16 protein-coding genes are annotated in these 18,416 nt (G+C 62.2%); 6 read left to right on the forward strand and 10 right to left on the reverse strand.

The window, feature by feature from the left end; translation table 11 throughout:
- Positions 1–3: 3 nt before the first annotated feature.
- The 3 genes from NE851_RS02915 to NE851_RS02925 all read right to left on the reverse strand — a co-directional run bounded on the left by NE851_RS02915 (position 4) and on the right by NE851_RS02925 (position 5,299).
- Positions 4–1,911 carry an ABC transporter substrate-binding protein gene (locus NE851_RS02915; protein ID WP_028755866.1) on the reverse strand — a complete coding sequence of 636 codons (1,908 nt, stop codon included), beginning with the start codon at positions 1,909–1,911 and terminating at the stop codon, positions 4–6.
- Positions 1,911–3,800, reverse strand: a complete 1,890-nt coding sequence (locus NE851_RS02920) for an ABC transporter ATP-binding protein (RefSeq protein ID WP_047612666.1) — start codon at positions 3,798–3,800, stop codon at positions 1,911–1,913. Before NE851_RS02920 ends, NE851_RS02915 begins: the two co-directional genes overlap by 1 nt.
- Before the next feature lie 155 nt (positions 3,801–3,955).
- Entirely contained in the window at positions 3,956–5,299 is a 1,344-nt protein-coding gene (locus NE851_RS02925) for an adenylate/guanylate cyclase domain-containing protein (RefSeq protein WP_183844768.1), read from the reverse strand.
- A gap of 471 nt (positions 5,300–5,770) precedes the next feature.
- Between NE851_RS02925 and NE851_RS02930 the strand changes: the two genes are divergently transcribed.
- Complete coding sequence (locus NE851_RS02930) at positions 5,771–7,108, forward strand: nucleotide sugar dehydrogenase (RefSeq protein WP_168332378.1); 1,338 nt, start codon at positions 5,771–5,773, stop codon at positions 7,106–7,108.
- Here NE851_RS02930 and NE851_RS02935 read toward each other — a convergent pair.
- The gene (locus NE851_RS02935; protein ID WP_183844769.1) at positions 7,098–8,324 is read right to left on the reverse strand and encodes a DUF3095 domain-containing protein; all 1,227 of its coding nucleotides are present in this window, start codon (positions 8,322–8,324) and stop codon (positions 7,098–7,100) included. The two genes, NE851_RS02930 and NE851_RS02935, sit on opposite strands and share 11 nt — an antisense overlap.
- A 72-nt stretch (positions 8,325–8,396) precedes the next feature.
- On the opposite strand from NE851_RS02935, the gene NE851_RS02940 reads away from it, so the two are divergent.
- Entirely contained in the window at positions 8,397–8,876 is a 480-nt protein-coding gene (locus NE851_RS02940) for a class I SAM-dependent methyltransferase (RefSeq protein ID WP_028755871.1), read from the forward strand.
- Between the two features lie 7 nt (positions 8,877–8,883).
- Here the strand turns inward: NE851_RS02940 and NE851_RS02945 are convergent, their stop codons facing one another.
- Positions 8,884–9,339, reverse strand: coding sequence for an Rrf2 family transcriptional regulator (locus NE851_RS02945; RefSeq protein ID WP_183844770.1), 456 nt, complete (start codon positions 9,337–9,339; stop codon positions 8,884–8,886).
- 132 nt (positions 9,340–9,471) lie between these two features.
- Here NE851_RS02945 and NE851_RS02950 point away from each other — a divergent pair, with 132 nt between their 5' ends.
- Entirely contained in the window at positions 9,472–10,377 is a 906-nt protein-coding gene (locus tag NE851_RS02950; protein ID WP_168332380.1) for an NAD(P)/FAD-dependent oxidoreductase, read from the forward strand.
- 245 nt (positions 10,378–10,622) lie between these two features.
- Positions 10,623–11,069, forward strand: coding sequence for a DUF805 domain-containing protein (locus tag NE851_RS02955; protein WP_168332381.1), 447 nt, complete (start codon positions 10,623–10,625; stop codon positions 11,067–11,069).
- A 218-nt stretch (positions 11,070–11,287) separates the two neighbouring features.
- On the opposite strand, the gene NE851_RS02960 is transcribed toward NE851_RS02955, so the two are convergent.
- Both NE851_RS02960 and NE851_RS02965 read right to left on the reverse strand, forming a co-directional pair.
- Complete coding sequence (locus tag NE851_RS02960; protein ID WP_168332382.1) at positions 11,288–12,166, reverse strand: FkbM family methyltransferase; 879 nt, start codon at positions 12,164–12,166, stop codon at positions 11,288–11,290.
- Positions 12,166–13,884, reverse strand: coding sequence for an adenylate/guanylate cyclase domain-containing protein (locus NE851_RS02965; RefSeq protein WP_063475966.1), 1,719 nt, complete (start codon positions 13,882–13,884; stop codon positions 12,166–12,168). The genes NE851_RS02960 and NE851_RS02965 overlap by 1 nt, the downstream gene beginning before the upstream one ends.
- Positions 13,885–14,065: 181 nt before the next feature.
- Between NE851_RS02965 and NE851_RS02970 the strand changes: the two genes are divergently transcribed.
- Together NE851_RS02970 and NE851_RS02975 are read left to right on the forward strand one after the other, a co-directional pair.
- Entirely contained in the window at positions 14,066–15,157 is a 1,092-nt protein-coding gene (locus NE851_RS02970; protein ID WP_168332383.1) for a glycosyltransferase family 4 protein, read from the forward strand.
- Entirely contained in the window at positions 15,154–15,915 is a 762-nt protein-coding gene (locus NE851_RS02975) for a polysaccharide deacetylase family protein (RefSeq protein WP_183844771.1), read from the forward strand. Before NE851_RS02970 ends, NE851_RS02975 begins: the two co-directional genes overlap by 4 nt.
- 41 nt (positions 15,916–15,956) lie before the next feature.
- Here the strand turns inward: NE851_RS02975 and NE851_RS02980 are convergent, their stop codons facing one another.
- From NE851_RS02980 to NE851_RS02990, 3 genes are all read right to left on the reverse strand, one after another.
- On the reverse strand, positions 15,957–16,826 hold the full coding sequence (locus NE851_RS02980; protein ID WP_168332385.1) for an alpha/beta fold hydrolase: 870 nt from the start codon (positions 16,824–16,826) through the stop codon (positions 15,957–15,959).
- 23 nt (positions 16,827–16,849) lie between these two features.
- Positions 16,850–17,224, reverse strand: coding sequence for a GFA family protein (locus tag NE851_RS02985; RefSeq protein ID WP_168332386.1), 375 nt, complete (start codon positions 17,222–17,224; stop codon positions 16,850–16,852).
- Between the two features lie 86 nt (positions 17,225–17,310).
- A complete protein-coding gene (locus NE851_RS02990; RefSeq protein WP_028756262.1) occupies positions 17,311–18,141 on the reverse strand; it encodes an MBL fold metallo-hydrolase in 831 nt (276 codons plus the stop codon).
- Positions 18,142–18,416 lie beyond the last annotated feature (275 nt).

The following is an 18,416-nucleotide window of genomic DNA, read 5'->3' on the forward strand; positions in this document are numbered from 1 at the left end:
GCCTCAGGCCTCCTTGTACCAGAATGCATCCGGCATGTAGACGCCGAGATAGGAGGTGGGATCGAAGCCGTAGAGCGCTCTCGCCGGCAGGTTCTGCAGCTTGGCGGCACGAAGGATCGGCTGCGGCGTGCTGTTGATGAGGCCGATCGAGAACACCTGCTGCGTATAGAGCGACAGCATCTTGTGCCAGATCACCTGACGCTCCTCGAATTTCGGCGCCGCCCCCCATTGGCTGAGCAGGTCGACCAGTTCGGCTGCCTCCGGCAGGTCGGGTGCGACGCCCTCCTGGCCGGCCGAGAGGTAATGCATGCCCCAGAGCGGCCATTGCAGCTGATCGTCGAGCGTCGGCGCAAGTCCCGCGGGCGACATGTCGGCCGTCGGCACGCCATTGTCGAGGCCGTACCAGATCGACATCATGATCGAGCCGCTCATGGCGCGGTTACGGAAGACGTCGCGCTGCGAGGTGCGGGTATAGAGCGCCAGGCCGATATTGGCCCAGTGGTCGTGCACCAGTTCCAGCACGTCGGTGTCGAGATTGCTTTCGCCGGCGGTCTCGACGGTGATCTCGGCGCGCCGCCCGTCCGGCAGCAGCCGGATGCCGTCGTCGCCACGCTTGCTCAGGCCGAGTTCGTCGAGCAGGCGGTTGGCCTCGTCGGCATCGAATTTCACATAGGCATCGGCATATTCCTGCTTGAAGAGCGGGCTGTCGGGCAGGACGGTATCGGCGCTCGGGGTACCGAGACCGTAGAAGGCGACCATGTTGATCTCGTGCCGGTTGATCGCCAGCGACAGCGCCCGGCGCAGGCGCACGTCACGGAAGAGACCGCGCCACACCTCGTCGGCGCAGTTGAGGTTCGGCAACAGCGTGATGCGCGAGCCGCGCGCCAGCTTCCACAGATCGACCTTCACCGGGAAGCGCTTCTCGGCCTCCTTCAGGAAGGTGTAGTCGTTGAAATCGATGCCGGTCGCCTGCAGGTCGGCTTCGCCGGCTCCGGCCTTGGCGGCGATGATCGACGAGGAGGAGACGTTGAGGATGAAACGGTCGAGATAGGGAAGCTGCCTGCCGGTCTCGTCGACGCGGTGGAAGAACGGGTTGCGCTCGAAGACGAACTGCTCGGCCGGCAGCGCCGTCGTATTGCGCCAGGGATCGAGCGTCGGCAGGTTCGGATTTTCCGGACGGTAGGAGCGCGCCATCTTGATGTGCAGATCCTGCCATTTCTTGACGCGATAGGTCTTCATCAGCTCGTCCAGCTTCGCCTGGTCCGGCTGGAATTTCTTGTGGAATTGCTTGAGATAATGACCGGGGCCGCAGATGACGAGCGGCAGCGGCCCTGCCAGCGTCGGCAGGAACATCGGGTTGGGTTTTTCCCAGGTGTAGCGCACGGTCAGCGGATCGAGCACCTCGAAGCGCGGCAGGCTGCCGTGCGGGCGAAGCTCCAGAGCGCCGCCGCCCGGGGTCAGCTTGTCGTTCAGGATGACGTCTTCCCACCAGTAGCGGAAATCGTCGGCCGTGAACGGCTGGCCGTCGGACCATTTATGGCCTTCGCGCAGCGTGAAGGTGAAGACTGTGTCCTCCTCGGACTGGAAGGCGGCGAGGATGTCCGGCTGGAACTGCAGGTGCTTGTCGTAGCCGACGAGGCGGGCATAGCCGTAGATCGTCATGAAGCGGATGTCGCGCTGGCTGCCGATGATGGTGCGCACCGTGCCGCCGTAGCTGCCGGGTTGAAGCCCCATCTCCTTCAGATTGACGATGCGCGGGCGGGCAGGAATGCGCTCTGCCATCGGCGGCAGGCTGCCGGCTGCGAGCCGCTCCTTCAGGAATTCCGGCTCGCCGGCCTGTTCGGCCCGAAGCACCGCGGGCGCGATCGCCGCACCGACGAGGCCGCCGAGAAACGTGCGACGCGTTACCATCAGCGCAACTCCTTGGCATCGGCGCCCTTGCGGGCGCGCACCAGATGGCCGTCGCCGAGATCGGCATAGGCAAGTTCGGAAGCGTCGTCATGCTCGGCGGTGAAGGTCTTGCCCCAGTTCTGCTTGTCGGCGGCGCCGTTTTCCCGGAGCGCCTTGAAATCGAGCGGCCGGTCGAGATCGGGGAAGGGGACGGCGGCGAGCAGCGATTTCGTATAGGGGTGCACCGGATCGCGCAGGATGATCTCGCGCGGCGCGATCTCGACGATGCGACCCTTGCACATCACCGCAATGCGGTCGGCCATGTAATCGACGACGGCGAGATTGTGCGAGATGAAGAGATAGGTCAGCCCCAGCTCCTTCTGCAAATCCTTCAACAGGTTGAGGATCTGCGCTTGCACGGAGACGTCGAGGGCCGAGACCGGCTCGTCGAGGATGACGAGCTTCGGGCCGAGCGCGAGAGCGCGCGCGATACCGATGCGCTGGCGCTGGCCGCCCGAGAAACTGTGCGGATAACGGCTGAGATAACGCTTGTCGAGGCCGATGGCCGCCATCAGCCCTTCGACCTTGCGCTTGCGCTCGGCGCTGTCGCCGCGGTCGTGGATCTCGAGGGGTTCGCTCAAGATGTTGCGCACCGTCATGCGCGGCGAGAGCGAGGAGACCGGATCCTGGAACACCATCTGGATCTTGGTGCGCATGTCCTGCAGTTCGGCGCCCTTGACGGAGAGGACGTCGACGACCTCCTTGCCGTCGTTGAACACCACCGCGCCGCCGTCCGGCGTGATGGCGCGCATCAGGATCTTGCTAAGCGTCGTCTTGCCGCAGCCGGATTCCCCGACGAGGCCCAGACATTCGCCGCGGCGAATGTCGAAGCTGACGTCGTCGACGGCGCGCAAGACGGTGGCTTCGTGCTTGCCGAAGAAACTGCGCTTGCGTGTCTTGTAGGTTTTCGAGAGGTTGGCGACGGAAAGCAGGATGCCCGGCGCCTCTGCCTGGAGCGGCTTCTTCTTGCCGACGAGGGCTTCGAGATTGACCGTCACATCGCGCAGCGCTTTCAGCCGCTCGCCGGGTTTCATATCGAAATGCGGAACGGCGGCCATCAGGCCCTTGAGATAGGGATGCTGCGGATTGCGGAAGATATCCTCGACCGGCCCGGCCTCCATGATCTCGCCATGATAGATGACGACCACCTCGTCGGCCATGTTGGCGACGATGCCGAGATCATGGGTGATGAGCAGCATCGCCATGCCGAGCTTGGCCTGCAGCTCGCGCAGCAATTCGAGGATCTGCGCCTGGATCGTCACGTCGAGCGCCGTCGTCGGCTCGTCGGCGATCAAGAGCGCCGGCTTGCAGATCAGCGCCATGGCGATCATCGCGCGCTGGCGCATGCCGCCGGACAGTTCGAACGGATACATGTCGTAGGTGCGATGCGGATTGGTAAAACCGACCAGGCCGAGCATCTCCTCGGTCTTCTCGCGCGCTTCCTGCTTGTCGACCTCGGTATGGATCAGCAGCACCTCGCTGATCTGGTTGCCGATCGTATGCAGCGGCGAGAGCGAGGTCATCGGCTCCTGGAAGATCGTCGCCATGCGCCGGCCGCGCAGATCGCGCATTTCCTCGCTGTCGCGTGGAAAGGAAAGGATATCGGTCGTGCTGCCGTCGAGCGGATCGGTGAACAGGATACGGCCGGAGGCCTTCGCCGGATTGGGCAGGATGCCCATGATCGACTGGCTGATCACCGATTTACCGGAGCCGGATTCACCGACGAGAGCGGTGACCTTGCCCGGAAGGATGCGAAGATTGGCTTCCTTTACGACACGGAGTCGGTCGCCGAAAACCGAGAAGGAGACGTCGAGATTTTCAATACGCAACAAATCGGCCGCAGACGCCATACCAATGAAATTCCCCAGTCTTCTGTGTTCCCGTTAAGGCACACTATCGTACCGCAAACGGGGTGTCTAGCAGATGACAATCACAGGAAAACTGCCGCGTCCCGCCAAAGTTCCCTGAGGCGAAACAAGCAGATTCATGGCGGGGTCTTGGCGTTTTACTGGATGAATTTCTCCATGCTGGTGCGCTTGACCTGTTTCTTGGCGTCGCGATGCAGGAGAATGACCTGCTCGGCCTCGGAAAGTCCGTTCTGCACGGCCTCGCGGAAGCTTTCGTCGACATTGATTTCAGGGGCGGGCGCGCGCGGCTGCAGCACCGTCACTTTCTGGCGGATGCCGCGCAGCTTCTCTTCGCCGAGCGTCGTCCATTCGCCGCCGCAATAACCGGCGAACGCCTGGCTGGCGACGACCTCGCGGCCGTATTTCTTGGTCAGGATCTGCAAACGCTGAACCTCGTTGACCGCCGAGCCGAAGGCGGAGAAGGTCAGGCGGTCCTTGAGGCCAACATTGCCGAACATGACGTTGCCGACATGCAGGCCGATGCCGTAGCCGACTCTGGTCAGGCCTTTCTGTTCGCGGTCCCGGTTGAGTTCGGCGACCCGCGCCTGCGCCTGATGGACGGCCGAAAGGGCTGCTTCGCAGGCAATTTTCGATGGGTCCTTGTGGCGCCCGCAGGGATAGACGGCGAGGAAGCCGTCGCCAAGGAAGCTCAGGATTTCGCCGCCATTGCGGTTGAAGGGGGCGGCTATGGCATCGAAGAACTGGTTCAGCGTGTCGATATAGGCCTGCCGGCCTTCCTTTTCGGCGTACATGGTGGATTCGCGCATGTCGCCCATGACGAGGGCTGCGCGGATCGTCTCACCGTCGCCGCGACGGATCTGGCCGTTCAGCACCCGTTTGCCGGCGTCGCCGCCGAGATAGGTGGTCAGCATGTTGTTGGCGAGCTTGCCGAGCACCGCCATCTTGGCGGCAACCGCCAGATGGTTCTGCATCCTGAGCAGCGCATCGATCATGTCGTCGGAAAAGCCGGTATTATGGTCCGTCGACCAGGAGCCCATCATGCCCTGCACCGAGCCGTCGCCGAAGGGCTGCACGAAGGCCAGGTAATCGGTGATGAGGTCCTTGCGCAGGTCCTCGAAAATGGGAAATTCGTTCGGCCCATCCTGCATCAGCCGGCGGCGGATGTGCTGCAGATTGTTGTCTAGCAGGTAATAATAAGGGCTCTGCAGGAAGCGGTCCGGCTTTTGCCCGGCGGGCATGCGGAAGCCCTCGATGGTCACGCCGCTGGCGCGCCGCCAGGTGAAGCTCAGCGCATCGTAGAGCGGATGCAGCATCGAGAAGGAAAGATGCACGCGCGCAAGCGGCAGGCCCGCAGCGGTGAGCCTTTCGCAGAAACCGCGCACGATGTTTTCAAGCTCGTCTCCGGCCAGCGATGAGTTCGTCAGCCATTCAGCGACCCGGTCCAACAAGATGGAGGACACGCTGGATTCGATCGTGCTCATTCTCGGTATGATCCTCATAAAGCACGCCATCCCCAAGAGCCAAAAGTCCCTCGGCCGGCACATTTTCATGCGCAGGTCACAGGGAAATCAGGATGTACGAGCGGTATTATTGTGTCAACGATCTGCCGAAGCGCGGCAGCAGCGCCCCTCAGCTCCCCATGCCGGGGATCGGACGGGTAGTCCTTTCCAGGTGGTTCATTATCAAAAGTCAAAATAGGGATGCTGCAAATGCGAAACAATGGGATCTGGAATTTTTTGTGCGCTCAAGTTGCAGCGAAGGGGCTGGGCGAGTCATTTCGGCCACACCCTGCTCCGACGGTGAGTAACGGCAGCGGGGTGAGGGAGGTAGCCATGGGGGCAAAACGGACAGCAGCATCGCCAGCGATAATAGGAAGATCCACGTCCGGGTTTAATTTGCCCTGATCATGCATTAGATCAGCGTCTTGAATTTCCCGTTTGAAAGATCCCGCCTTGGCCATCTCCCCCTTCGATATGCTTTTGCAGAAGATCGAAACCCGTACCGCCCGCGCCGGCATTATCGGGCTCGGTTATGTCGGCCTGCCGCTGGCGATCGCGGTGGCGCGCAGCGGCTTTGCCGTCACCGGCTTCGACATCGATCCCGGCAAGATGGTGGCGCTCGATGCCCGCCGCTCCTATATCGACGCGGTGAGCGACGAGGCGCTGTCCGCCGAGATCGATGCGGACCGATTCAAGGCGACGACCGATTTCGCTGGCCTTGTCGATTGCGACGTCATCATCATCTGCGTGCCGACGCCGCTGACGAAGCATCGCGATCCCGACCTCTCCTTCGTCGAGGCGACGTCTCGCTCGATCGCCGCGCATCTGCGCCCCGGTCAGCTCGTCGTGCTGGAATCGACCACCTATCCCGGCACGACCGATGACGTGGTGAAGGTCATTCTCGAAAGGGACGGCCTGAAATCCGGCTCGGACTTCTTCGTCGGCTTCTCGCCGGAGCGCGAGGATCCCGGCAATCAGCATTATCATACCGCCACCATCCCGAAGGTCGTCGCCGGCGACGGGGCCGAGGCGCTGGCGCTGATGAAGGCCTTCTACGGTGCGGCGGTGTCGACCGTCGTTCCGGTCTCCTCGAATGCGACGGCCGAGGCCGTGAAGCTCACCGAGAACATCTTCCGGTCGGTCAACATCGCCCTCGTCAACGAGCTGAAGACCGTCTATGCGGCCATGGGCATCGACGTCTGGGAAGTGATCGACGCGGCCAAGACCAAGCCCTTCGGCTATATGCCCTTCTATCCCGGCCCCGGCCTTGGCGGCCATTGCATCCCGATCGACCCCTTCTATCTCACCTGGAAATCGCGCGAATACGAGCTGCCGACCCGCTTCATCGAGCTGGCCGGCGAGATCAATTCGGCAATGCCGCGTTATGTCGTCGGCAAGCTTGCTGAAGCGCTCGACATCCGCGCCGGCAAGGCGCTGAGCCGCAGCCGGGTGCTGGTGCTCGGGCTCGCCTACAAGAAGAACGTCGCCGATATAAGAGAGAGCCCGTCGCTGCGGCTGATCGAGATCATCGAGGAGCGCGGCGGACGGGCGGATTACCACGATCCCTTCGTCGCCGAGATCCCGCCAACGCGCGAATACCAGGCGCTGAAGGGCCGCAGATCGGTGGCGCTGACGCCTGATGCCATCGCCGGCTACGATGCGGTGCTGGTCGCGACCGACCACGACCAAGTGGATTATGCGGCGCTGTCGAAAAGCGCGGCGCTGATCGTCGACACGCGCAACGTCTTCAACCGGCTCGGCCTCTCGGCCGGTCATGTGATCAAGGCGTGACGGAAATGCTTGAAAAAGACTTGCCGGTCATCTGGCTTGCGGCCACGGCATAACCGCCCGCCGCCCCGTCGATGAAATGCACATGGTCGCGTGAAATCGGCGTCGGCACGAAGCAGGTCATCAGCGCCGACGTCTGCCGATGCAGACCGTAGCGGGCAATGCCCTTGGCGCGTGCCCCGTCCAGCAGCGTCTCGATCCGTTTCAGATGTTCGGCATCGACGTCGACCGTCATCTTCAGCCCGTCGTCGAACTTGCGGAAATCGGAATTGCCGGCGACGTCGCGTTTGTAGCGGCGGGCGTCGAATCTGCCGAGCGGAATTCCGAGCCTGTAGAACACGACCGTGATCGCGAGCTGCAGGAAGATGATGAGTTTCTGCCGCAGTCGCCGGCCTGCCGGCGCGGTGGCCTTGGCTTCGCGATTGATGCCGTGCAGCGAGAAGGCAAGGTTGGGGCCATCCGCCGGCACCGGATGGCTGTCCCGGTTCTGCTCGGTGGTAATGGCGACGATGCCGTTGACGAGATCGCGGAATTCTTCGCCCGGCCGGCCTTCGCCGGGAATCGCGATGATCGAGACGATCTCACCGTTGCGTGCGTCGATCGGGCTCCAGCGACAGGAGAGGCCGGTGAGATCCGGGCGCGTTCCCGCAGCTGCCCGCTCAACGCCGTAACGGCCGAGCTTCATCTGTCTTTCGGCCCAGCTGGTGCCGCCGCCCCAGAACATCGCGTAGGTCACGTAAGGACTTGCGGCGTAACGCGCGACGCGGACGTCGAGGCCCTCGGCGCGAGTGTCGGCGACCGGCACAATGGCGATGCGCAGCATCAGGTTCAGATCTTCCTCAACCCAGACCTGCACGGCGGCAAGTGCATCGCGCGCCGCCTTCTCCAGCGAACCGGGCAGCGCGATCAGCGCGCCGTCGCCGCCGAAGACGAAGGGATAATCGCCCTTGCCGACGCCATTCAAGACCGCCGAAATGACGCTGGCGCCCGCCATGTTGACGTCCTTGTAACGGCCGCTGGCGATCGCCTGCGTCGAGCCGACGATGTCGGCCAGCGCCAGCACCCATCCGTCCGGCAGCGGCCGGTAGTTGGCGGCGTCGGTCACGCCCTCGAATTCGCTGAAGAGCGGCACTTCGGCAAAGAAATCTTCATCGGTCACTGTTTTCATATCATCGAGCTTAGCACAGACCCATGTTGCCACTGCAACGCCATTTCCCATATACGGCAATCGACTTGGCGCGGTTTCATGTGTTAGCACGCCCACACGATTTTCATGACGGATACGGATTAGATGAGCCGCCTCGACAGCTTCATTCGCCGGTTGACGGCTCAACGCGACATTCTGAACTCGATCGTCGATCTGGTCGGGGAAATCGAAGGCCCGGTGCTGGAGTTCGGCCTCGGCAACGGCCGCACCTATGATCACCTGCGCGAAAACTTCCCCGGCCGGCGCATCGTCGCCTTCGATTGGGAGGTGCGCTCCTATTCGGCCTCGACACCGGAGGCCGAAGACATGGTGACCGGCAACATCCGCGAATCCGGCCAGGCCTTTGTCGGCATCGGCGCAGCCCTTGCCCATGCCGATATCGGCACCGGCCACGACGAGATCGACGCCGTGACGCTGACCTGGCTGCCGCAACTGATGGCCGGCGTGCTCGCCCAAAACGGCATCGCCGTCAGCGGCCTGCCGCTGGAGCATCCCGAGCTGGTGGCGCTGCCGCTGCCGGAGGGGATCAAGGAAGGGCGGTATTTTCTCTATCGCAGGACATGATCTCCGCTCATGAAGCGCAGGAATAGCCTGCGGCCTGGCGCGCAGTGAGTTTTGCCTCGAAGTCGGTAGCGATTTCGTCCAGCGTCACGCTGCCCAGCCGCTGCAGGAGCAGGGACTGGGCTTCCTTCATCGCGTCGCCGAGGGCGATATTCACGGCCTGTTCCACCAGGCATTGCGGCTGATCGTCGGCTGGGCCGATGGCGAAGAGATGCGGCTCACCGATGGCGCGGTAGACGTCGAGCAGGGTGATTTCCGATAAGGGACGCACCAGCGTCCAGCCGCCGCCATGGCCCTTTTCGGAGCGGACGTAGCCCTGTTCGCGAAGGCCGGCCATAGTGCGGCGCACGACCACCGGATTGGTGTTCAGCATTTTGGCAATCATTTCGGAGGTCGCCGAGTGCTGGTGCCTATCCATGTGGATCAGCACGTGCAGCATGCGTGAAAGGCGGCTGTCATTGCGCATGGTTTTCTTCCTGTCGGTCGGACGGGGCATTATGACAAATCAATCGTAACAAGACAAGTGACGTGATACTTGACCGCGCCTCTTCATGTAACTTATGATGATCCATGATCGGTAGAGCCAAAGGAGAGTTTCATGTCCTACGAAGTCATCGTCATCGGCGGAAATTTTGCCGGCCTGTCGGCAGCCATGCAGCTTGCCAGGGCGCGGCGGCGCGTGCTGCTCGTCGACGCCGGCGCGCCGCGCAACCGGTTTTCTGAAGCATCGCATGGTTTCCTCGGCCAGGACGGCCAGACGCCGGCAGCGATCATGCGGGAGGGAAAACGGCAGCTTTCACTCTATGCGACCATCACCATCCGCGACGGGAAAGTCGTCCGGGCACAGAGGGATGGTGACGCATTCATCGTCGGCACCGAAGACAGCGGCGAAGAACGAGCTGCGCGCATCGTGCTCGCAACCGGCGTCAGCGACACGCTGCCCGAGATCTCCGGACTGCGGGATCGGTGGGGCCGCTCCGCGCTGCACTGCCCCTATTGCCACGGTTATGAGGTCAGCGGCGGCAAGCTCGGCGTTCTCGCAAACCATCCGCATTCGGCCCATTCGGCCATGATGATTCCCGACTGGGGAGCAACGACCTTTTTCACCCAGGCGCTCTTTGAACCCGACGAAGAGCAACTGGTGCGGCTGACTGCCCGGGGTGTCCGGATCGAACGCAGCCCTATCGTGGAATTGTTGGGCGACAATCCGAAGCTTGAGGCGGTTCGCCTCGCCGATGGCCGCGTCGTGCCGCTGGACGCCCTGTTCGTCGCGCCGAAAACGACGATGGCGAGCCCTGTTGCCGAACAGCTCGACTGCGCCTTCGACGACGGCCCGTTTGGGCCGATCATCCGGATCGCCGATAACAAGGAAACCACCGTCAAGGGTGTCTTTGCCGCCGGCGATGCGGCAAGCGCCATGCACAACGCCACCCTCGCCTCCGCCTCAGGCGTGCTCGCCGGCGTGCACTGCCATCAATCGCTGGTCATGCAGTCGGTCGCGTAAGGCAGAAACAGCACGCAGGGTGGAATTTCCCCCAGCAGATCAAGGACCTTCGTCCACCTCGTAATCCTCGCGGTGAAAATCTCAACGCGTTAATCATTGCTTTTAAAATAAGGAGCGGATGCAACCCACTTAGTGCAATTTCTACGTTTGAATTGTAGCTGTTTTCATCTGAATGACTATCAAGCAAGACGATGGTGAGACAGTGGATCACCGTGCTTGCACCAAGCAGAAATGGGGGCATTTCAATGGGTTTTACTGAAGCTGTTCGGACTGTTCTGAAGCAGAAATACGCAACCTTTTCCGGCAGGGCTTCTCGGTCGGAATATTGGTGGTTCGTGCTGTTTTATGTGTTGGCGCTGTTCCCTATTGCAATTCTGGCGGGTATCCTCGCCATCCTTTTCAGTGGGGGCTTGGGCGCCGCGTCACCGGCTTCATTTGCCGTGGTCGCCTGGTTGTTGTTTACGCTTGCAATCCTTTTGTCGGTGATATCCCTGCAGGTGCGCCGGTTCCATGACCGCAACATTTCCGGTTGGTGGTATCTTGCGCTGGTTGTCCTGAGCTTTGTTCCCTATGCCGCTCTGGTCACAGTCCCGGCGATCATTGTTATTTCCGTGCTTCCGGGCACGGAAGGTCCGAACAAGTTCGGGACGGATCCGCTGCGTCCGGAACGAAGCGCAGAGGTCTTTGCCTAGAGCATGACCATCCGCAACAGCGGGAGCAAAGGGCAATGAACGGGAGAATGCCGCTTCGTCATCGCCCCATTGGACGGAGTGCGATTGAGCAGGCGGGTTCGTTTGGCAGTGTCGGAACGACTTGCTATCCCTTCTCCCCAACGGGGAGAAGGTGGCCCGCAGGGTCGGATGAGGGGGCCGCACGGTAGGCGCCAACGATCAGTTTTCCGGAAGGAAGCCTACGGCAAGAACAGCACGTTGTACTGATCGAACTCGCCCGGCAGATCCCGCACCTTCATCTCCTCCTCACGGTCCTCGAAGAGGACGAGGCAATCCTCGTAGAATCCCGACAGCATTGATACGAAGGCTTTCGTTCCTTCCGGGCCGTAGAAGAGCGGCGTGAACTCCATGTAGAGCGGAACGCGGCGGGCAAGCAGAGGTTGCATCGACCGGCAGGCGACCGGCTCGTAACCCTCGATATCCATCCAGACGAGGCCGATCGCGGCCGGGTCGATCGAAAGGCCGGCAAGGATCTCGGAAACCGGCTTTACCGGCACGCTGATCTTCTTGTCCGTCGGGCTCTGGCGGATGGCGCTGCTCTTGCCGTGATTGTTGAGGTTGAGAAAAAAGTCGATCTCGCCTTCGCTCTCGCCGGCGGCGCAATTGACGAGCCGGACCTTCTCCTCCAGCCGGTTCTGGCGAATGTTGAGGGCAAGCAGCGGGAAATTGCGCGGGTCGGGCTCGATGCTGACGATCTTGCTGTAAGTATCGCTCAACGCGAAATAGACGGTCTGGGTGCCGATGTTGCCGCCGATCTCCAGCAGCGTCGCATCCTTTCTGAGCAGGCCGCGCTCGCGCAAGATGACGATGAGCCGGTCGACGGCCTCGCGCTCGAAATGGCCCTTCCGGAAGACCTTGCGGCCGATATAGTCGGCGGGCGAGAAGGTCATCCGATGGTCGCCGGCGTCGACCGTCATCGAGACGACGCGCGGGCCGATATTCTCGATCAGCAGGCGACGGCCGAAGCGGGTGTCGAAGAAGCGCGAAGCGGCGGCATTGCGCGCCTTGCGCAGGCGACGGCTCCAATATTTGGCGGTCAGCCAGGGCTTGCCGGGCATCAGTCTTTTCCTTCGAGCGGTTCTGCCGCTTTCTCTCTCGGAATGACGTAGACTTTCAAGGGCAAGGCCCGGCCGCGCACGCTGATTTCACGGCTTTCGATGCCGGCGAGATCAGCACCCGAAAGGTTCGCCACCGGCTCGGAGATGACGATTGCCGCTTCGAATTCCTTGGCGGCGGTCTCGAGCCGGCTCGCCACATTCACGGTATCGCCGATCGCCGTCATGCTGCGCACCCGCCCATATCCCATCGTGCCGACGACGGCCGGGCCGGTGTGAATGCCGATGGCGATGCGCAGCGGCAGCGCCAGTTCGTCGGCGAGCTCTGCGGCGAGTTTCTCGATCTCGGCGACGATCGCTGCTGCTGCGTTGAGCGCCTGGCGGCAGGCTTCCTCCGGCGCGGTGTTGAGGCCGAACAGCGCCATGGCGCCGTCGCCGATGAACTTGTCCAGCCGTCCGCCCGCCTGCTCCACTGCCTTGCCGATTATGGCGAAATAGCGGTTCAGCAGGAAGACGACGTCGAAGGGCAGGCGGGTTTCCGTCAGCGTGGTGAAATGGCGGATATCGACGAAGAGTACGGCGATCTCGCGCTCGCGGCCGGGGCTCGTTTCCTGACTGTTGGCGGGAAGAGCGGCCTCGGTCGCCGGCACGAGAAGCGGCGCAACCGCGACGTTGTGGTTCGGACGAAGCTGGCAGGCGAGCCGGACATCCGGGCCGGCATTGATGCGCCTCAATGTCGTCTGTTCCATCTTGTCGGGGGCCGGAAGGTTTTCGTAATCGCCAAGGATCTGCACCCGGCAGGTGGAGCACTGCCCCTTGCCGCCGCAGACGGCATAATGCGGCAAGCCGCCGAGCCGGCTTGCTTCCAGCACCGAGAAGCCGCGCGGCACACGGATCACCTCGCCGCCCGGATAATTCACGGCGACCTGGTCAAGCCGCTCCTTCAGCTTGCGCCGGGCGCGGGCGACGACGACGATCAGAAGCGAGGCCGAGAAGGCGCCGTAGAGCCCGGCACGGATCATGGCGACCTGACGGTGAACTTCCGGATTTGAGATGTAACGGGTGTTGACGCCCTCCTTGTAGGCGCTGATCGTCATTGCCTGTTGGTAGGATGGGTCGGCGAGCGTTCGGCCCATTTCGACGAAGCCGAGCAACGAAAGCACCGGCACGAGGATCGCAAGCGCCAGCAGAAGGGGCGCAAAATCCGGATACCAGGGCCGATAGCGCAACCAGAAATGGATGCCGATGCAGCCATGGATCCAGACGGCGACGACAGCGAAGCCCTGCCGCAATCCGTTCGCCGGATTCCTGATCCAGAGCATGCTGACGACCGCCTCATAGTCATCGATGTAGCCGTAGAACTCGTGGGCGATACGCGTGCCGATGACATGATCGAGGAGCAGCAGCGGGATCATCAAGCCGAGCACGATCTGCGCCATTTCCCCCTTCGGCATCACGAGGCTGCGTCTGACATAGATGGCGCGCAGCACCAGCGCGATATGGATGAGGACCGCCGAATAGAAGATGGTCGTCCCCAGAGGATTGCGCCAGATCATCAGGAAAAGATGGGCGGCTTTATCGGCGGCGGAGACCGAAATCAGGCCGATCGCATGGTTTGACAAATGCAGCAGGACGAAGATGAAAATGACGAGGCCGGAACCGAGCCTCGCCCTTCTGATCGCACGCTCCGAAAAAATCCCTGTGGCCGAGACCGTCGTCATTCATTCCCGTTCTTGTCGATGTAACCGCAGGCCCATAGAGATTGAGAAAGAGGCGGAATTGCTTCGATCGCGATCACATTCCATATGCTTATGCGCAAGTTTTAATGAAGGGGACAATAGCGGAATTTTTCGTGATAGCACGAGTGCCGGTTGTAAACAGTCTGTCTTATGTGAGGTGTCAATGCGGGTGGCTTTCTACGCGCCGATGAAATCGCCGAACCATCCGGTGCCGTCAGGCGACCGGCTGATGGCACGGCTGTTGATCCGGGCGCTGGAACTTGCCGGACACGAGGTCGAGGTCGCTTCCGAATTCCGCGCCTATGCCTCGACACCGGAAGCCGCAGCGGAGCTCGAACCCGCCGTCCACACCGAACTGGAGCGGCTGCGGTTGGCATGGAAATCCGCGCCGCGGCCGGATCTCTGGTTCTGCTACCACCCCTATTACAAATCGCCCGATCCCTTCGGGCCTGTCCTCTCTGCCGAATTCGCCATTCCCTATGTCACCGCCGAAGCCTCCTATGCGGCAAAACGCAACGCGAGCGGCTGGGCCGCGTCGCAGAAGCGCGTGGGCGCGGCGATCATGCAGGCGGCGGTCAATATCAGCTTCACCGAGCGTGACCAGGCAGGACTTGCCTCCGCCTTTCCGCAGGCGCGCCTTGCTCGTCTGAAACCCTTCATCGATACGACGCTGTTTGAAACGATTTCGCCGGAGCCCGATCGGCGCCGGCTGATGACGGTCGCGATGATGCGGGCCGGCGACAAGATAGACAGTTATGCGATGCTCGCAAAAGCATTGCGGCTGATCGAAGACCGGCCCTGGACGCTTGCCGTCATCGGCGATGGTCCGATGCGCCACGAGGTGCAGGCGCTGTTTGCCGATCTTCCCGGCCGCGTCGAATGGCTGGGCGAGCGGAATGCCGTCGAGATCGCCGAGTTGCTCGGACACGGCGGCCTCTATGTCTGGCCCGGCTGCGGCGAGGCCTATGGCCTTGCCTATCTGGAAGCCCAGGCCGCCGGCCTGCCTATCGTCGCGCAAGAAACGGCGGGCGTGCCCGCGGTGGTCGAGGCTGGCGTGACCGGCCTGCTGACACCGGACGGTGATGTCGTGGCCTATGCCGGCGCCGTGGCCGCCCTGCTTGACGACAGGCAAAGGCGCGACGCCATGGGGCAGGCGGCACGGCGCTTCGTGCTCAGGGAGCGTTCGCTTCCCAACGCGGCGCGAGTGTTGAACGGAATTTTGCAGGACAATCTGGGAATGGGAGCGACGGGATGACCGACAAGATGGCCTGGGAGCCTTTGCGGCGCGAGCTTGACCGCTGGCAGGCGGCCGGCCGCGTGGCGCGGTTCTGGCTGCGGGATGACGATGCCGTCGAACCGACGCCGGCACTGGAGACACTGACGGCGCTCGCGGGCGAAAGCAACGTTCCGCTGACGCTCGCGGTTATTCCCGCCCTGACCGGCGAGGCCTTGGCCGCGCGCCTAGGGGAGGAAACAGCCATAACGGTTGCGGTGCATGGCTGGTCTCATACGAACCATGTGGGGCCGGAAAAAAAGAAGCAGGAACTCGGCGGCGAACGCCCGGCGGATGTCGTGCTCGGCGAGTTGCGGGAAGGCTTCCGGCTGTTGCAGCTGTTGCATCCGGCCCGCTTCCTGCCGATGCTGGTGCCGCCTTGGAACCGGATCGACGCTAGTCTTATCCCGGCGCTGCCGGGCCTCGGATTTACCGCCCTTTCGGTTTATGGGCGGGCAAGGCAGGATGGCCCGGTGCCGCTGCTCAACACCCATGTCGACATCATCGACTGGCACGGCACGCGCGGCGGACGGGGCGAGGCGGAATTGGTGGCCGACCTGGTAGCGGAGCTCCGCGATCGGTTTGCCGGCAGCGAGGAACCTGTCGGCGTGCTCACTCACCATCTGGTGCACGATGCGGCCGCATGGGACTTCCTGTCGGCCTTGTTTGCAGTGACGGGCCGGCATCCGGCCGTCCGCTGGTCATCGGCGTCGGAGCTGCTTGAGCATGTCGCGCAATAGTGTGCCGCGGTTTTGCGATAACGACATGCGTAAAAACAAGATCAGGCGGCGTGAACGCGCCCGAGGAAGTCTCGCATGAGTGCGACGACGTCATCGAGATGCGTCTCGAGCAGCCAGTGGCCGCCGCCCAGCAGATGCAGTTCGGCATCCGGCAGATCGCGCAGATAGGCTCGCGCCGATTTTTCCGGCATGTAGTGGTCGTTGGGACCCCAGACGATCAAGGTCGCAGGCTGGTATTCCCGCAGGTATTTCCGGTGTTCCGGAAACCAGGCCCGGTTCTCCTTCAATCCGGCGATCAGGTCGATGGCGATTTCCTTGCGCCGCGGCGTGGTCAGCGACCAATGCAGCGTCCAGAGATCGGGCGGGATGGTACCGGCCAGAGCCGGCGGCAGATCGTTGAGGAATTCATCCCTGAAGGTGTCCTCGCTGACCGCTTCCGCCAGCGCCGTCCTCATCTCCGATAGTGGAAGCGTCCACGTCGCCTCGATATCGGCATACTTGGGTCCGAGGGCATCCTCATAGGGGATGTCGCCATTCTGGATGATGAGCGCCACGATGCGCCGAGGCTCTTTGATTGCCAGCCGCGCGCCGATAGGCGACCCGAAATCGTGCAGGTAGAGGACGAAGCGGTCGATATTGACCGCGTCGATAAAAGCCCGCAGCCAGGCGGCATAACCATCGAAACTGTAGTCGAAATCGTCAGGCGTGCCACTATAGCCCGCGCCAGGGAAATCCGGTGCAATCAGGCGCCAGCGGTCGGCAAGGCGCGGCATGAGATTGCGAAATTCATAGGACGAGCAGGGGTAACCGTGCGGCAGCAGCAAGACCGGAGCATCCGGCCGACCGGCCTCGCGGTAAAAAGTCTCGATGCCTGCGACCGTGATCGAGCGATGCCGGACGAGAGCGGACATCGGGAAGCTTCCGCCGCCGCCGCTCACTTTCGGTCCTCCTCATGCTGCTCGGCGCCCTCTACCGGCCGCAGCCAGGGCTCGCGGCGCTTGATCCAGAGTTCGTAGCGCGGCACGAGCGGCGTCGGGGCATCGGACAGGATACCGAGCTTGATTTCCGCCTCTTCGTCATCGGCGGAAAACAGCCGCGAACCACAGCCGGTGCAGAAATGGCGACCTCGGAACTCGGCGGTTTCCCCAGAATGTTCGAATTGGCCGGCTGGCCAGATCCCGTAAAAGGTAAAGGCCGAACCGCTTTCTTTCCTGCAGTCGGTGCAATGACAGATCCCGACGCGCAAAGGTTCGCCCCGAACAGAGATCTGCACCTGCCCGCAAAGGCACTTTCCGGAAAACACGGTCATAGCTGGTCCCCGCGTAATGGTTTACCTGCCGGGAAACGGCCTGATCCAACATCTGTTCCGTCAGCAAGCTGAGGTTTCGCGGGTTGCTAGATCACCACGGTCTGATTGTCGCGGGCGGCAAAGGATTCGGGGAAGGCGGCCTGCGCCTGCGCTTCCATCTCAGCCAGCTGTTCGTCGGTGCGCGAGGGGGCGTGGTGGAAGAGCGCGAAGCGCTTGGCGCCCGCCATCTTCGCAAGCTCGGTGCCGTGCTGCCAGGTCGAATGGCCGAAGCCCTTGAAACGCTGCATCTCGTCTTCATTGTAGGTGCAGTCGTAGACGACGAGATCGGCGTCCTGCATCATCTCCAGTGAGACCGGATCATAAGCGCCCGGAATATGTTCGATGTCATAGACGAGAGCGATCGAACGGCCCTGCCATTCGACGCGGTAGCCGATGGCGCCGCCCGGATGGTTCAGCATGAAGGTCTTGATCGCGATGCCTTCGTGGGGGGTCAGAACCTGACCGGGATGGAAGTCGCGGAAGTTCATCGTCGCCTGACAGATGTCGGTCTTGACGGGAAACCAGGGCGGGCTGATGAACTGATCGACCATTTCCCGCGTGCTCATCTTGCCGTCGAGGTGGCCGGACCAGATGTTGACGTTGATCGAGGGGTAATAGATCGCCTTGAAGAAGGGCAGGCCGATGATGTGGTCATAGTGGCAGTGGCTGAAGAACAGGTCCACGTCGCTGACGCCGTCGGCGAGCAACGAAAGCCCCGCCTCGCGCAGGCCGGAGCCCGCGTCGAAGATCATCCGATGTTTTCCGCAGCGAATTTCGATGCAGGAAGTGTTACCGCCGTAGCGATCGAACTCGGGGCCCGACACTGGAATACTGCCACGGACGCCCCAAAATTTTACCTGAAACAGTTCTGTCGTCATCGTTCTTCAAACCGGCCTTCCCGCGTCGCCATCGTAGTCATTGTTTATCCCGATGCGAAGCAGTAGAATTCCACGGGTTTGCCTGCGCCCCCTTTCATTCTCCTAACCGCTAGCGGAAGAAGAAGTAGATTTTCCTAAGCAATCGGCTTTCGCTTCGGAAAGCAAGCCGGTTTGGTTGGTTTTCGGTAAACGGGCTGCTGGGGCGGGGCGTTTTCCGCAAGTCATGCCTATTAGATGGTTGCGCGCGATTGAAAAAACAATTGCTGCCTCCTCAG

This window comes from Rhizobium anhuiense bv. trifolii, from assembly GCF_024346605.1.
Classification (GTDB): Bacteria; Pseudomonadota; Alphaproteobacteria; order Rhizobiales; family Rhizobiaceae; genus Rhizobium; species Rhizobium anhuiense.

What these genes read in the sequence shown, in the direction of transcription:
- NE851_RS02915 (WP_028755866.1), bottom strand. Translation starts at nt 1,911, where the DNA reads ATGGTAACGCGTCGCACGTTTCTCGGCGGCCTCGTCGGTGCGGCGATC.
- NE851_RS02920 (WP_047612666.1), bottom strand. Translation starts at nt 3,800, where the DNA reads ATGGCGTCTGCGGCCGATTTGTTGCGTATTGAAAATCTCGACGTCTCC.
- NE851_RS02925 (WP_183844768.1), bottom strand. Translation starts at nt 5,299, where the DNA reads ATGAGCACGATCGAATCCAGCGTGTCCTCCATCTTGTTGGACCGGGTC.
- NE851_RS02935 (WP_183844769.1), bottom strand. Translation starts at nt 8,324, where the DNA reads ATGGGAAATGGCGTTGCAGTGGCAACATGGGTCTGTGCTAAGCTCGAT.
- NE851_RS02940 (WP_028755871.1), top strand. Translation starts at nt 8,397, where the DNA reads ATGAGCCGCCTCGACAGCTTCATTCGCCGGTTGACGGCTCAACGCGAC.
- NE851_RS02945 (WP_183844770.1), bottom strand. Translation starts at nt 9,339, where the DNA reads ATGCGCAATGACAGCCGCCTTTCACGCATGCTGCACGTGCTGATCCAC.
- NE851_RS02950 (WP_168332380.1), top strand. Translation starts at nt 9,472, where the DNA reads ATGTCCTACGAAGTCATCGTCATCGGCGGAAATTTTGCCGGCCTGTCG.
- NE851_RS02955 (WP_168332381.1), top strand. Translation starts at nt 10,623, where the DNA reads ATGGGTTTTACTGAAGCTGTTCGGACTGTTCTGAAGCAGAAATACGCA.
- NE851_RS02960 (WP_168332382.1), bottom strand. Translation starts at nt 12,166, where the DNA reads ATGCCCGGCAAGCCCTGGCTGACCGCCAAATATTGGAGCCGTCGCCTG.
- NE851_RS02965 (WP_063475966.1), bottom strand. Translation starts at nt 13,884, where the DNA reads ATGACGACGGTCTCGGCCACAGGGATTTTTTCGGAGCGTGCGATCAGA.
- NE851_RS02970 (WP_168332383.1), top strand. Translation starts at nt 14,066, where the DNA reads ATGCGGGTGGCTTTCTACGCGCCGATGAAATCGCCGAACCATCCGGTG.
- NE851_RS02975 (WP_183844771.1), top strand. Translation starts at nt 15,154, where the DNA reads ATGACCGACAAGATGGCCTGGGAGCCTTTGCGGCGCGAGCTTGACCGC.
- NE851_RS02980 (WP_168332385.1), bottom strand. Translation starts at nt 16,826, where the DNA reads ATGTCCGCTCTCGTCCGGCATCGCTCGATCACGGTCGCAGGCATCGAG.
- NE851_RS02985 (WP_168332386.1), bottom strand. Translation starts at nt 17,224, where the DNA reads ATGACCGTGTTTTCCGGAAAGTGCCTTTGCGGGCAGGTGCAGATCTCT.
- NE851_RS02990 (WP_028756262.1), bottom strand. Translation starts at nt 18,141, where the DNA reads ATGACGACAGAACTGTTTCAGGTAAAATTTTGGGGCGTCCGTGGCAGT.